Origin of the sequence: Flagellimonas abyssi, from assembly GCF_019457905.1 — a bacterium.
Lineage (GTDB): Bacteria > Bacteroidota > Bacteroidia > Flavobacteriales > Flavobacteriaceae > Flagellimonas > Flagellimonas abyssi.
This window is the reverse complement of sequence record NZ_JAHZSV010000047.1, coordinates 15,055-29,236: the sequence shown is the minus strand read 5'-3', so window position 1 is coordinate 29,236 and position 14,182 is coordinate 15,055. Positions and strand designations below refer to the sequence as shown.

14 protein-coding genes are annotated in these 14,182 nt (G+C 41.2%); 8 read left to right on the top strand and 6 right to left on the bottom strand.

Features of this window, described 5'->3' with window-relative positions; translation table 11 throughout:
* Positions 1-656: 656 nt before the first annotated feature.
* The 4 genes from thrS to rplT all read left to right on the top strand — a co-directional run bounded on the left by thrS (position 657) and on the right by rplT (position 3,863).
* The gene (gene thrS, locus K1F36_RS18500; RefSeq protein ID WP_220115108.1) at positions 657-2,597 is read left to right on the top strand and encodes a threonine--tRNA ligase; all 1,941 of its coding nucleotides are present in this window, start codon (positions 657-659) and stop codon (positions 2,595-2,597) included.
* Between the two features lie 36 nt (positions 2,598-2,633).
* On the top strand, positions 2,634-3,185 hold the full coding sequence (gene infC, locus K1F36_RS18495) for a translation initiation factor IF-3 (RefSeq protein WP_313790088.1): 552 nt from the start codon (positions 2,634-2,636) through the stop codon (positions 3,183-3,185).
* Between the two features lie 47 nt (positions 3,186-3,232).
* A complete protein-coding gene (gene rpmI, locus K1F36_RS18490) occupies positions 3,233-3,430 on the top strand; it encodes a 50S ribosomal protein L35 (protein WP_108245191.1) in 198 nt (65 codons plus the stop codon).
* A gap of 88 nt (positions 3,431-3,518) precedes the next feature.
* Positions 3,519-3,863, top strand: a complete 345-nt coding sequence (gene rplT, locus K1F36_RS18485) for a 50S ribosomal protein L20 (protein ID WP_220115107.1) — start codon at positions 3,519-3,521, stop codon at positions 3,861-3,863.
* Between the two features lie 104 nt (positions 3,864-3,967).
* Here the strand turns inward: rplT and K1F36_RS18480 are convergent, their stop codons facing one another.
* Positions 3,968-4,390 (bottom strand): secondary thiamine-phosphate synthase enzyme YjbQ, encoded by a 423-nt coding sequence (locus K1F36_RS18480; RefSeq protein ID WP_220115106.1) that lies wholly within the window; start codon positions 4,388-4,390, stop codon positions 3,968-3,970.
* Between the two features lie 97 nt (positions 4,391-4,487).
* Here K1F36_RS18480 and K1F36_RS18475 point away from each other — a divergent pair, with 97 nt between their 5' ends.
* The 3 genes from K1F36_RS18475 (at position 4,488) to K1F36_RS18465 (ending at position 6,887) form a co-directional block, all read left to right on the top strand.
* Entirely contained in the window at positions 4,488-5,279 is a 792-nt protein-coding gene (locus K1F36_RS18475; protein WP_220115105.1) for an HAD family hydrolase, read from the top strand.
* A gap of 100 nt (positions 5,280-5,379) precedes the next feature.
* Complete coding sequence (locus K1F36_RS18470) at positions 5,380-5,895, top strand: YybH family protein (protein WP_220115104.1); 516 nt, start codon at positions 5,380-5,382, stop codon at positions 5,893-5,895.
* Between the two features lie 104 nt (positions 5,896-5,999).
* Entirely contained in the window at positions 6,000-6,887 is an 888-nt protein-coding gene (locus K1F36_RS18465) for a dienelactone hydrolase family protein (protein WP_220115103.1), read from the top strand.
* Here K1F36_RS18465 and K1F36_RS18460 read toward each other — a convergent pair.
* From K1F36_RS18460 to tgt, 5 genes are all read right to left on the bottom strand, one after another.
* Positions 6,884-8,194, bottom strand: coding sequence for an asparagine synthetase B (locus tag K1F36_RS18460; RefSeq protein ID WP_417944581.1), 1,311 nt, complete (start codon positions 8,192-8,194; stop codon positions 6,884-6,886). The genes K1F36_RS18465 and K1F36_RS18460 overlap by 4 nt on opposite strands.
* Positions 8,178-9,725 carry a replicative DNA helicase gene (dnaB, locus tag K1F36_RS18455; protein WP_207033861.1) on the bottom strand — a complete coding sequence of 516 codons (1,548 nt, stop codon included), beginning with the start codon at positions 9,723-9,725 and terminating at the stop codon, positions 8,178-8,180. The genes K1F36_RS18460 and dnaB overlap by 17 nt, the downstream gene beginning before the upstream one ends.
* A 167-nt stretch (positions 9,726-9,892) precedes the next feature.
* Positions 9,893-10,846, bottom strand: a complete 954-nt coding sequence (locus K1F36_RS18450; RefSeq protein WP_207033863.1) for an acetyl-CoA carboxylase carboxyltransferase subunit alpha — start codon at positions 10,844-10,846, stop codon at positions 9,893-9,895.
* A gap of 114 nt (positions 10,847-10,960) precedes the next feature.
* Positions 10,961-12,043, bottom strand: a complete 1,083-nt coding sequence (locus K1F36_RS18445) for an LptF/LptG family permease (RefSeq protein WP_220115101.1) — start codon at positions 12,041-12,043, stop codon at positions 10,961-10,963.
* Positions 12,043-13,173, bottom strand: a complete 1,131-nt coding sequence (gene tgt / locus K1F36_RS18440; protein WP_220115100.1) for a tRNA guanosine(34) transglycosylase Tgt — start codon at positions 13,171-13,173, stop codon at positions 12,043-12,045. Before tgt ends, K1F36_RS18445 begins: the two co-directional genes overlap by 1 nt.
* A 156-nt stretch (positions 13,174-13,329) precedes the next feature.
* On the opposite strand from tgt, the gene K1F36_RS18435 reads away from it, so the two are divergent.
* Entirely contained in the window at positions 13,330-14,175 is an 846-nt protein-coding gene (locus K1F36_RS18435; RefSeq protein ID WP_220115099.1) for a transketolase, read from the top strand.
* Positions 14,176-14,182 lie beyond the last annotated feature (7 nt).

Sequence of the window (14,182 nt, the reverse complement as noted above, 5' to 3'; positions counted from 1 at the left end):
TCTACGCTGTCGTTACAATATGTATATGAACTTCTTTGTTTCAAAAAACTGAGTCTCTTTCTCATCAAAATCAAACCCCTCTCAGTATTTCCACATAACCTCGTTGGTTAAGCGGCTGCAAATTTACAACTGTTTTTTAATCCGGCAAGCTTTTTTTGAAAAAAAATTTCGAAACATTTTCTTGGCCTCAAAAACAATCTTTTTACATGAACTTTTACCTCAAACACCTTGGTGTTTTTCGGGCTGCAAATGTAAAATGAATATTTTGATTACACAATGCTTTTTTTTTGATATTTTTTTCTAGCCTTTCAGACTTATCAAAACAGTATGTCAATGAGCTTTTGAACTTCCCTAGAAACAAATCCTTTGTTGTTTTTCGGGCTGCAAATGTAACACCCTTTCTACAATAAACAAGAGGTTTTTTTTCTTATTGTCGGAATTTCTCCCAACTAACTGAAAGCAAAGCAGATAAAAATACAAAAAAAATCAAGAACACAAAAGCACCCTTCATTCAATCTTTACACATATCAAAAAAGGCTCGAATACATCATACTCTTGGCAGGAAAATGGAGCTTATATATAAAGTAAGTATTGTAGCATCTATACAAGGTATTATCTTTGTCCTTTCGATTATAAAAAATAGAAGTTCAAATAGCATGATAAAGATCACACTGCCCGATGGTGCTGTAAAAGAAGTTGAAAAGGGAACTACTCCTTTTTCCGTTGCCCAAAGTATAAGCGAAGGGCTTGCAAGAAACGTTATTTCCGCAAAGTTCAACGATACCACGGTTGAAACCACCACACCATTGACCACGGATGGCTCCTTAACCCTTTATACATGGAACGATGATGAGGGAAAAAAAGCTTTTTGGCACTCTACCTCACACGTGGTGGCGCAGGCTTTGGAAGAGCTTTATCCAGGTATAAAGCTTACTATAGGTCCGGCCATTGAGAACGGATTCTATTATGATGTTGATTTTGGCGAGCAAGGCATCTCAGAAAAAGATTTTCCATCAATAGAGAAAAAAGCTTTGGAGATTGCCCGAGGAAAGCATGACTACCATATGAGGAGTGTTTCCAAACAGGAGGCATTATCCTATTATAAGGAACAAGGGAACGAATATAAGGTTGAACTTATAGAAAACCTTGAGGACGGCACCATTACCTTTTGTGACCACAGTACCTTTACCGACCTGTGCCGTGGTGGTCACATTCCCAATACAGGAATCATCAAGGCCATTAAATTATTGAGCGTTGCCGGTGCATATTGGAGGGGTGATGAAAAAAATACGCAATTAACACGAGTATATGGCATCTCTTTTCCAAAGCAAAAGGAGCTTACTGAATACCTCCAACTTTTAGAAGAAGCAAAAAAGAGGGATCACAGGAAGCTTGGAAAGGAACTGGAACTTTTTACCTTTTCGCAAAAGGTTGGTCAGGGCCTTCCTTTATGGCTACCCAATGGCGCCGCTCTTCGTGAACGTTTGGAACAATTTTTAAAGAAAGCTCAGAAGAAAGCAGGTTACGAAATGGTGGTTACTCCTCATATTGGCCAAAAGGAACTTTATGTTACATCTGGCCACTATGCCAAATATGGTGAAGACAGCTTCCAGCCCATCCGTACCCCTAAGGAGGATGAAGAGTTCCTGTTAAAGCCAATGAACTGTCCGCATCATTGTGAAATATACAACAGCCATCCTTTCAGTTATAAAGATTTGCCAAAACGATATGCCGAGTTCGGTACCGTATATAGATATGAGCAGAGCGGTGAACTGCATGGACTTACCAGGGTTAGAGGCTTTACTCAGGATGACGCACATATTTTCTGTACTACGGAACAATTGAACGATGAGTTCAAAAATGTGATTGACCTTACTTTATATGTATTGAACTCTTTAGGTTTTGACAACTTTACGGCCCAGGTATCTGTAAGGGATTTGGAAAATCCCGACAAATATATCGGTAATACGGACGACTGGGAAAAAGCGGAACAGGCCATTATCAATGCAGCGGAAGAAAAAGGATTGAACTATGTGATAGAAAGTGGCGAAGCTGCTTTTTATGGTCCGAAGTTGGACTTCATGATCAAAGATGCTCTTGGCAGAAACTGGCAATTGGGAACTATTCAGGTTGATTATAACCTACCTAAACGTTTCGACCTTACCTATAAAGGAAGCGACAATGAAATGCACAGACCCGTTATGATTCACCGTGCGCCTTTTGGCAGCATGGAACGGTTTGTAGCGTTGTTGCTGGAGCACACCGGAGGAAACTTCCCATTATGGCTGATTCCGATACAAGCTATCGTACTGCCCGTCAGTGAGAAACATGAAAAATATGCGGAAAAAGTTTTGAATTCACTAGAAAATCACGAAATTCGCGCGCTCATTGATAAGAGGAACGAGACGGTAGGGAAGAAAATCCGGGAGGCAGAACTGAAAAAAATCCCCTTTATGATCATAGTCGGGGAGCAAGAAGAAGAGTCTGCGACCATATCTGTAAGGCGTCATGGCGGTGAAGATTTAGGGAGTTTAAACGTAGATGCTTTTTCAGACTTGGTAACTACTGAAATAAATAGTACCTTAAAGTCGTTCTAAAAAATTAAGTTTAATTAAAAAGTTTACGTCATAGCAATTAGAAGAAGATTTAGACCCCAACCTAGGAGGGAAAACAAAAACCCTCACAACATCAATGAAAAAATAAAGGCCCGAGAAGTTCGTCTTGTCGGGGACAATGTTGAGATGGGTGTTTACCCCATTTCCAAAGCAATGGAAATAGCCACGGAACAGGAATTGGATTTGGTAGAGATTTCACCAAACGCCGAACCTCCTGTTTGTAAGGTGATAGATTATAAAAAGTTCCTTTACGAACAAAAGAAACGCGATAAGGCCATGAAGGCCAAAGCGAGCAAAGTGGTAGTAAAGGAAATCAGGTTTGGACCACAGACTGATGACCATGATTATGAATTTAAGAAGCGACATGCCGAAAAATTCTTGAAGGATGGTGCCAAACTAAAAGCCTATGTATTCTTTAAAGGACGTTCAATCGTTTACAAAGATCAAGGTGAAATATTACTTCTAAAATTGGCCCAAGAATTGGAAGACCTTGGTAAGGTTGAACAAATGCCAAAATTGGAAGGAAAGCGAATGACCATGTTCATCGCACCCAAGACAAGTAAAAAATAAAAACCGGACTTAGTTCGGTATAATAAGCGGAGTTAAATACTAGGAAAATGCCTAAGATGAAAACAAAATCCAGTGCTAAAAAGCGTTTTAAGCTTACAGGAACTGGTAAAATCAAGAGAAAGCACGCTTTTAAAAGTCACATTTTGACTAAGAAATCCAAAAAGCGCAAGCTGAAGTTGACCCACTCCACCTTGGTTCACCAAGCGGACGAGGACAACATCAAAGAACAATTACGTTTAAAATAATTGTTCAACTGGTACATTATTTATTAACCATGGAGTCAGGCAAAAAAAGCACTCATTATAGGGACGCCTGCTACAAAAAAATGACATTATGCCAAGATCAGTAAATTCAGTTGCTTCAAGAGCTAGAAGAAAAAAAGTGATGAAGCAAGCAAAAGGTTACTTCGGAAGACGTAAAAACGTTTGGACAGTAGCCAAAAATGCGGTAGAGAAAGCAATGCTTTATGCTTACCGCGACAGAAGAAACAAAAAGCGTACTTTCCGTTCACTTTGGATTACCCGTATCAATGCCGGGGCTAGAATGCACGGAATGTCTTACTCTCAATTTATGGGTAAGGTGAAAGCCAGTGGAATCGAATTGAACAGAAAAGTTCTTGCAGATTTGGCGATGAACCACCCTGAAGCCTTTAAGGCCATCGTTGAGAAAGTAAAGTAAAAAAGTTAATATAAACTTACCCCGCTTATTTAGATCCCGCCTTGTGCGGGATCTTTTATTTTAAATAGGTTCACGACTGCGCTCTCGAACTGACAACAATTTATTTATTGTCCAAAAGCCGTAATAACCAATTTTCTTCCCGAAGCATGATTTCTATGCTCACATAAATATATCCCTTGCCAAATTCCCATGTTCAATCTGCCTTGCGTGATAGGAATCTGAACCGAAGCTCCCATCAAAGATGCTTTGATATGGGCCGGCATATCATCTGGCCCTTCATAATTGTGAACATAATACGGAGCATTTTCTGGTACCATTTCGTTAATGTGACTTTCAAAATCCGTTCTAACCGTTGGATCGGCGTTTTCATTTATTGTCAAGCTGGCCGAGGTATGCTTAATAAATACCTGTAAACAACCAGTGTTTATTTTTTTCAGCTCTGGAACAGCATCAATAATTGAATCTGTAATCAAATGGAACCCTCTGGAGTACGACCGCAATTGTATTTCTTTCTGATAAAAATTCATGCAAAAACATTCTTTGACCCCAAATTAATATAAAGTTTACCAAAACAAAGGTCCTGTTCCGTGAATAACAAATAACTTTGCAGCTTAATTAATTTGCATGGACCTATCACAGATAAAAATGGTGGTTTCCGATATGGATGGAACCTTATTGAATTCCAAACACGAAGTAAGCCCCCGATTTTTAGAAATTTACCACGAACTCAAGAAGAAAAACATAGCATTTGTAGCCGCCAGCGGTAGACAATACCACAGTATGGTGGACAAATTGGATTCCATAAAAAATGAGATTTTGGTGATTGCGGAAAATGGAGCACTCATCAGAAAACAGGAGAAAACATTGCTCTCCATTCCTATCAGTATATCAGAAGTACATCGTATTCTGGACACGGTCCGCCCATTGGAAAATGTCCACCCCGTTCTATGTTCCCAAAACACCGCCTATGTCGGCGGAGATTCCAATGAATTTTTGGATATGCTGCGTGAATACTATTCTGAATTTCAAATCGTGGAGGATCAAAAACAAGTGGTCGATGATGTGTTGAAAATAGCCATATACCATTTTGAAAGCTCCGAGGAACATATTTATCCACACGTAAAACATTTAGAGGGAGAATTAAAGGTAAAAGTCTCCGGTGCCAATTGGGTGGATATTTCCGATTTGAACGCCCACAAAGGCTACGCATTGAAGAAAGTAATGGATGAATTTCAGATAGCTCCCAATGAAATAATGGTATTCGGGGACTACAACAACGATTTGGAAATGCTGGAGCTTTCCGATTATAGTTTTGCTATGGCCAACGCCCACCCCAATGTGCTGAAAATTGCCAAATATACTACCCACAGCAATGATGATTTTGGCGTAGAGCGGATTTTAGAAAAGCTTCTCTAACCATTTTTGCCCAACGATTCGATTTTTTACATATCTTTATGATTAGCAGTTAATTACATTACCTGCTTCTCCCCGTTAACTTTTTTAAAAAATCAACCGTATGAAAAATGTACTAAAAGCATTGGCAATTGTATGTCTTATCGCCAGCTGCGAAACCAAGAAGGCTCCCAAAATGGACTACAATGAAGCAAGATCATCAATCAACCAAAGTATTGAGGCTTGGGACAAAGGGTGGGAAAATAACGATATAGAACAGTCCTTAAAACATTATGCCGATAGTACAGACTGGACCAATGCATTTGGCGACCGGGTCCGCACCAAAGAAGAACTTCGGGAACTACTGGAAGATATATTTGGCCTTGATTTTGTAATGGCCGGGAAGAACAACTATGGAGAAAACGAAATCACATTTCTAAGCGATTCCATAGCCACGGTACACTCTTTAAATATTCGTAAAAATCAAAACTGGCCCGATGGTTCGCCAATGGACGACCGACAGATTCATCATTTAAGGGTTTATAAAAATATAAATGGAGAATGGCTTATAGTTAATCATTTGGTCGGTCAGGTATGGCAAAAAAATCCTCAAGCCGATACCTTGGCAGTCGAAGATTAATCCATGACTGTACTTAAAGTCTAAGCCATTACTTTTCAATTATTTAATCTAGGTGCCAACAGATAATTTGTATCTTAAGAGGCACTTTAACTAAAACTATCCATATGGCACCTTTAAAAAAAGACGACATCAAGCAAGAGGTCTTTGACCTTTATGATAAATATGCCCACAACCAAATAGACCGCCGTGAGTTTATGGAGAAACTCTCCGTTTATGCGGTCGGCGGTATTACTATAGCTTCTTTAATGAGCTTTATTATGCCTAATTATGTTGATACCCTTACCATATCACCAAACGACCCGGAACTGGACTCCAAATTCATTACCTATAATTCTCCAAAAGGTGGTGGTGAAATAAAAGGACTATTATCCAAACCCAAAGATGCAAAAGGCAAAATGGGCGGAGTTGTCGTGGTGCACGAAAATCGTGGCCTTAATCCTTACATCGAAGATGTTGGACGCAGAGCTGCGAAAGCAGGTTTTATTTCTTTGGCTCCAGATGCCCTTACCCCCCTTGGAGGTTATCCAGGCAATGATGATGAAGGAAGAACGCTACAACGACAACGAGATAGGGACGAGATGCTTCAGGATTTTATTGCAGCCTATGAATATCTTAAAAACCACGAGGATTGCAATGGTAAAATTGGTGTGGTAGGATTTTGTTTTGGAGGATGGATTTCCAATATGATGGCCGTAAAAGTCCCGGATTTGGCCGCAGCCGTTCCTTTTTACGGAAGTCAGCCCTCAGATGATGAAGTGGCAGATATCAACGCTCCACTATTGATTCATTATGCCGGATTGGATGAACGTGTAAATGCGGGTTGGGAGGATTATGAAGCCAAATTAAAAGAACTCGACAAAGATTATGAGGTTCATTTTTATCCCGATGTCAACCATGGGTTCCACAACAATACTACTCCCCGCTTTGATGAAGCCTCGGCAGATTTAGCGTGGAAAAGAACGGTAGATTTCTTCAAAGAGCACCTTAGTTAGGTCTTCTGCTTCTTTTTGCGGGCAGCAGGGAACAATACATTGTTCAAAATCAATCGGTATCCTGGCGAAGTGGGATGTAGTTCCAACTCTGTTTTGGGGTCCCCTACCCTATGCTGGTAATCCTCTGGATCGTGGCCTCCGTAAAAGGTAAAAAATCCTTTTCCCTTGATACCATGAATGTATCTGGCCTCACCATTGATTTTGTTTTCACCCAGGACCATTACCGTTGGTTTTACCTCATTGCGGGTATAGGCCGTAGTCTGTCCCATAAAACCTTTTACCAAGCTGGTATGGTTCTGGGTCAACATGGTTGGAACAGGGTCCCATTTCGCCGAGAATTCCATCAAAGAGAAATAATCCGACTCCTTGGGCACATTCGCCCTCTTGTTGGTCATATCGATGGATGAAAACTCATATCGAATAGGATTTCGCTCCAACGTAAAATTGGTAAACGCAAACGTATTGCTAAAATCGAGTTTAGATTGATAATTCGCATCCGAAGGGTCCCCATCGAACATAGGCTCGCAAATATCAACGCCTTCAGCGGCCAGCGCAATATCAAAACTATCAGTGGCCGAACACATAGCGAACATAAAACCGCCTCCAATCACATAATTTCTAATTTTAAGAGCCACGGCCAATTTTTCATCGGACACTTTGGAATATCCGAGGCTTTGAGCCAATGCTTCAGCATTTGCCTTATCCTCAATATACCATGGAGCAGCCCGGTAATGTCCATAAAAACGTCCGTACTGTCCGGTAAAATCCTCATGATGTAGGTGCAGCCAATCGTACAACGCCAATTTATCGCCCAAAACTTCTGTATCGTAAATTGTGGTATAAGGAATTTCCGCATAGGTGAGCACCATGGTCACTGCATCGTCCCATGGTTGGTTTCCTTTTGGGGAATACACCGCAATCTTTGGTGCTTTTTCAAGAATTACGGCATCTTGATTTTGGGATGGACTACTTATATCATCCAGAATCTGTGCAGCCTGTCCATCGGATAACACTTCAAAAGAAACTCCTCTAATCTGGCATTCCTTGCGGATGGCATCTCCATCGGGCAACAAAAAAGAACCGCCACGATAGTTGAGCAACCATTGGACCTTTTGCTGTTTCTCCAATACCCAATAGGTGATTCCGTATGCCTTTAAATGATTTTTTTGTCCTTCATCATCCATAGGAATTAGGATAACAGAGGCTGAAGCTTTAAAGAAAAAAAATAAAATAAAAATGAAGGTGAGATTTCTCGCATTCGCTCGAAATGACACTTCGGAAAGAAATTTTTTAAAAGGGTACGTCATTATCATCTAGGTCATCATCACTGTTCATTGCGCTACCAAATGCATCGTCCGCACTGGGAAGATTTGGTGTAGCAAAGGGATTATCTTCGTCCGCATTCATCTTCGATTGGAATTCGAATGGAGAATCAAAGTCATCCAAGTTATCAAATTTACCTAGAGCACCCACAAATTTTAACCTAATATTTTCTAAACCACCGTTACGGTGCTTGGCCACAATAAACTCTGCCTGACCCTGGGTAGGGGTGCGCTCCTCATCGTCCCACTCGTCAATTTTATAATATTCGGGGCGGTAGATGAACGATACAATATCCGCATCCTGTTCAATCGCTCCCGATTCCCTCAAATCCGAAAGTATGGGGCGTTTGCTACCTCCACGTGTTTCCACTGCCCTGGACAACTGCGAAAGTGCAATCACTGGAACATCAAGTTCCTTGGCCAATGCCTTTAGGTTACGTGAAATGGTAGAAATTTCCTGTTCACGGTTTCCTCCTTTTTGACTTCCTCCAGCGGTCATCAACTGCAAGTAATCGATGATGATCAATCTGATATTATGTTGTGAAGCCAATCGCCTAGCTTTCGCACGAAGGTCGAAAATGGACAACGAAGGAGTATCATCAATGAACAATGGTGCTTTTTCCAAGGTTTTCACCTTTACGTTCAATTGTTCCCACTCGTGTTTTTCCAATTTACCGGTCCTCAATTTTTCCGATGACAAACCTGTTTCGGAAGAGATCAAACGGGTAATCAACTGTACCGATGACATCTCCAAGGAGAAGAACGCCACTGGGATTTCTGAGTTCACGGCGATATTACGAGCCATGGACAGCGTTAAAGCTGTTTTACCCATACCCGGACGTGCCGCCACAATGATCAAATCACTGGGCTGCCATCCAGAGGTAAGTTTGTCCAATTTATCAAAGCCTGACGGAATCCCGCTGAGACCTTCCTTGTTCGAAATCTCCTCGATTCTCTTTTTGGCCTGAATCACCAAATTCTGTGCTGTTTCCGCAGAGCGCTTTAAGTTACCTTGAGTTACTTCGTACAATTTTGCCTCTGCATTGTCCAAGAGGTCAAAAACATCGGTGGAATCGCTGTAGGCTTCTTCAATAATATCGTTGGAAATCTTTATCAAACTCCTCTGGATATATTTTTGAAGTATGATTCTTGCGTGAAACTCGATATGGGCCGAAGAAGCAACTTTTTGGGTAAGTTTAATAAGGTAAAAATCACCTCCCGACACTTCCAACTTACCATCCTTCTTCAACTGGGAAGAAACCGTTAATAAATCCACCGGTTCGGAAGATTCAAAGAGTTTAAAGATGGCCTCGTAAATATATTTATGGGAATCTTTATAGAAAACGTCAGGATGAAGAATATCGATGACCTCATCGACACCTTTTTTGTCAATCATCATAGCACCCAATACAACTTCCTCTAAATCAACTGCTTGAGGAGGTATCTTTCCTTTCTCAAGACTGATAAGGGCAGATTTGTCCACTCTGTGTCCAACTATGGGGCTAGGTTTTTCCATGAATGCGAAAGTAGCTAATTAACCTTTAGTTAACTTTAATTTTGACAGTAACGATTTCCACAGGTACTCAACAATTTAAATGTTGATAACTTAAAATACCTGTTAATAACATAAAAAAAATCGGGGACATAACCTAACTAAAATGGTCAACCCCCAAAAAACAAGGATTATTCACTGAAAACACCCATATTGGAATATTTTTCCATTCGGGATTTCACCAATTCCTTTGGTGATAACTTATTGAGTTCTTCGAAATGGGAAGAAATTTTATTTGCAACGGTTTCGAATGTTTTCTGTCTATTGGAATGTGCTCCTCCAAGAGGTTCCTTAACGATTTCATCGACCAGACCCTGCTTTTTCATATCGGTAGCGGTCAACTTCAAAGCTTCTGCGGCTTGTTCCTTGTATTCCCAACTTCTCCAAAGAATGGATGAACAAGATTCCGGAGAGATTACGGAGTACCATGTATTTTCCAACATCAACACTTTGTCACCTACACCGATGCCCAATGCACCACCGGATGCTCCTTCACCAATGATAATTACAATTATAGGCACCTTTAAACGGGTCATCTCCAAAATATTACGGGCAATAGCCTCTCCTTGACCACGTTCCTCGGCTTCGATACCTGGGTAAGCACCGGGGGTATCTACAAAGCACACTACGGGTATCTTAAATTTTTCGGCGGACTTCATCAAACGAAGTGCTTTACGGTATCCTTCCGGATTTGCCATACCAAAATTTCGGTATTGGCGTGTTTTGGTGTTATAGCCTTTTTGTTGACCGATGAACATATAGCTCTGGTCACCAATTTTTCCAAGTCCGCCCACCATGGCCTTGTCGTCCTTTACATTTCTGTCACCATGGAGCTCCAAGAAAGTATCCCCACAAATGGCATTGATGTAATCCATTGTGTAAGGCCTACTGGGGTGCCTTGATAATTGCACCCTTTGCCAAGCGGTAAGGTTTTGATATATATCTTTTCGGGTCTGAGCCAGTTTTTTCTCAATTTGAGAACAGGTCTCGGTAACGTCTACATCACTTTCTTCCCCAATCACCATACATTTTTGAAGTTGCTCTTCAAGTTCTTTGATGGGGAGTTCAAATTCTAGATATTCCATGGGAAGTCTTTTATTTTCACGAAAAACAATGGGGACAAATATATAACATTATGACATACTCACATGAAATATACAAGTCTTTTAACTTCAACAATATACGCCATAATGACTGAATTATCGTTTGGCCTTCATCAACATATAAACGGCAAAAACGCCAAAAAGAAGGTTGGGAATCACCACGGCCAAAAGTGGTGAAAAACCGGATTGCTCTGCCAATGTTCCAAAAACTTTGTCGAAGAAGATGTACACAAAAGCCACTCCGATACCGAAGGCCAGATTGAGACCCATACCTCCCCTACGCTTTACGGAGGATACCGCCACAGCGATTACGGTAAGGATAAACGCCGCAATGGGCAGTGCCCACCTTTTATATTTTACGAGCACGTATGCATTGATGTTCGATGCCCCCTTTCTGCGCTGATCTTCGATAAAGTCGTTGAGCTCAAAAAGGTTTTTGGTCTCTGCCACATAGGATACCGGGGTTAAATCATCTATCTTAAAGGAGAAAACGGTATCCAACCTACGTTTTGCGTTGATGTACTCGGTTTGGTTCCTTACCTCGCGTTTCTCATAATTCGTCAAACGGTAAATACTATCATCGGCAATCCAACGAATATTACTGGCAGAAATCTTATAATCCAATTTGCCAATGGAGTCGAAGTGCTCGTAGGTGAAATTATAACCGATTTGACGATTGGGATCAAAACTGCTTACGTACAAATAATCGCTCTCGTTCAATTGGTTGAAGATATTCTCCGTTACCCTGGTCTGTTTTCCTTTTTTAAAATATTTGTACTCAAACTCGTTAAAACCAATACTGGCATGGGGCACAATGAACATCCCCATCATAAATATTAGTATGGCCACCAAGGTTGCCCCTACAAAGTAGGGACGCAAAAACCGTCCGAAAGACACACCGGAACTCAAAATCGCTACGATTTCGGTGTTACTGGCCAATTTTGATGTAAAAAAGATAATCGACAGAAAAAGGAAAATCGGTAATAATAGGTTTCCAATCACCAAAGTAAAATTACCATAGAACACGATCACTTCGGCCAATGGGGCCTCATTATCGATGATCTTACCTATTTTTTCTGCCAGGTTCGCCATGATCCCAATAGGCACAAATAGCAAAAGCATCCCCATAAAGGTAATCAGGTAGCGTTTTAAAATGTATCTATCGAGTATGGTAAGCATTACAATCTTTTATCCATTTGATTGACCATTTTGGTCTTCCACTCCAAAAAGTCTCCGGCTAAAATACGTTCTCTTGCGGTACGCACCAACCATAAATAAAAACCAAGGTTGTGAATGGTGGCAATTTGCTTGCCCAAATATTCATTGGCCGCGAACAAGTGTCGCAGATAGGCCTTGGAATATTCGGTATCCACAAAAGTGATGCCCATTTCGTCAATGGGAGAGAAATCGTTCTCCCACTTTTTATTTTTGATATTGATGGTACCGTGTGCGGTGAATAACATCCCATTTCTGGCATTTCGGGTGGGCATCACACAATCAAACATATCCACGCCCAAGGCTATATTTTCCAAAATATTGATGGGCGTACCTACCCCCATTAAATATCTTGGCTTGTCCTCTGGCAGAATATCGCATACGATTTCCGTCATTTCATACATTTCCTCAGCGGGCTCCCCTACTGACAGACCGCCAATGGCATTCCCCTCTGCTTCTACCGATGCGATATATTCAGCGGATTGTTTCCGTAAATCTTTATAGGTAGAGCCTTGTACTATTGGAAAAAAGCTTTGTGAGTAGCCATATTTAAACGGAAGCTTTTCCAAATGATCGATGCATCTATCCAACCATCTATGCGTCATGTGCATGGAGCGTTTGGCGTACTGATAATCACAAGGATATGGAGTACACTCATCAAAAGCCATGATGATGTCCGCACCAATGGTACGCTGTATCTCCATTACATTTTCCGGGGTAAAAACATGGCGCGACCCATCGATATGGGATTTAAACTTGACACCCTCCTCTTTTATCTTTCTGTTATCAGATAAGGAATAGACTTGATAGCCGCCACTATCCGTCAAAATAGGCCGGTCCCAATTCATAAATTTATGAAGTCCACCGGCTTCTTCAAGTATTCCGGTACCCGGTCTCAAAAAAAGATGATAGGTGTTCCCCAAAATAATATCAGGATTAATTTCATCCTTTAACTCGCGCTGGTGCACGCCCTTTACCGAGGCAACGGTGCCAACCGGCATAAATATCGGGGTCTGAATGTTGCCGTTGTCGGTCTTCAACTCCCCTGCCCTAGCCTTAGTTTTGCTATCCTTTTGTAGTAAGGTAAAATCCAATTGTTCGTTTTAGAACCGCAAATATAACTAACTCTATTTCGTTCATCCTTAACAAAAAAATAAAGTTTCTGAGCATAAGCCGTTTAATAAATGTACATTCAACACTTGTTTTCTACGAATAATGCGATTACATTTGATATCTAAATTAGAAAAACGATGCCGAACACGCAAGAATTACAGGACCTGGTAGTACAGGTTAGAAGGGACATTTTACGCATGGTCCATAAGGTAAATTCGGGTCACCCAGGAGGTTCTTTGGGCTGTACCGAGTTTTTTGTAGCACTCTACAATGAGGTAATGGAATTAAAGGACGGTTTTGATATGGATGGAATCGGGGAAGACGTATTTTTCCTCTCCAATGGCCATATTTCGCCCGTTTTTTACAGTGTACTAGCTCGAAGAGGTTATTTTCCAATCGAGGAACTCAACACCTTTAGGCTAATCGATTCCAGATTACAGGGGCACCCCACTACCCACGAAGGTTTGCCAGGGGTTCGTGTAGCATCAGGTTCCTTGGGACAGGGAATGTCCGTTGCCATTGGTGCCGCATTGGCAAAAAAATTGAACGGTGATGATCATTTGGTATTCAGCCTACATGGAGATGGCGAGTTACAGGAAGGTCAGAACTGGGAGGCAATTATGTATGCCGCAGGTAACAAAGTGGACAACTTGATTTCAACCGTTGATAGAAACGGACAACAAATCGACGGTGCCACAGAAGATGTATTACCCATTGGCGATGTTGCCGAAAAATTCAGGGTTTTTGGCTGGGATGTGTTGGAAATAGAAAACGGAAACGACATAGAGCAAGTTTTGGCAGGCCTTAAAGAAGCCAAAAGCAGAACTGGAAAGGGAAAACCTGTTTGTATTGTGATGACCACCGAAATGGGCAATGGTGTCGATTTTATGATGCACACCCATGCATGGCACGGCAAAGCCCCTAGCGATGAGCAATTGGCAAACGCATTGGAACAGAACCCAGAGACTTTAGGCGATTACTAATTATAGA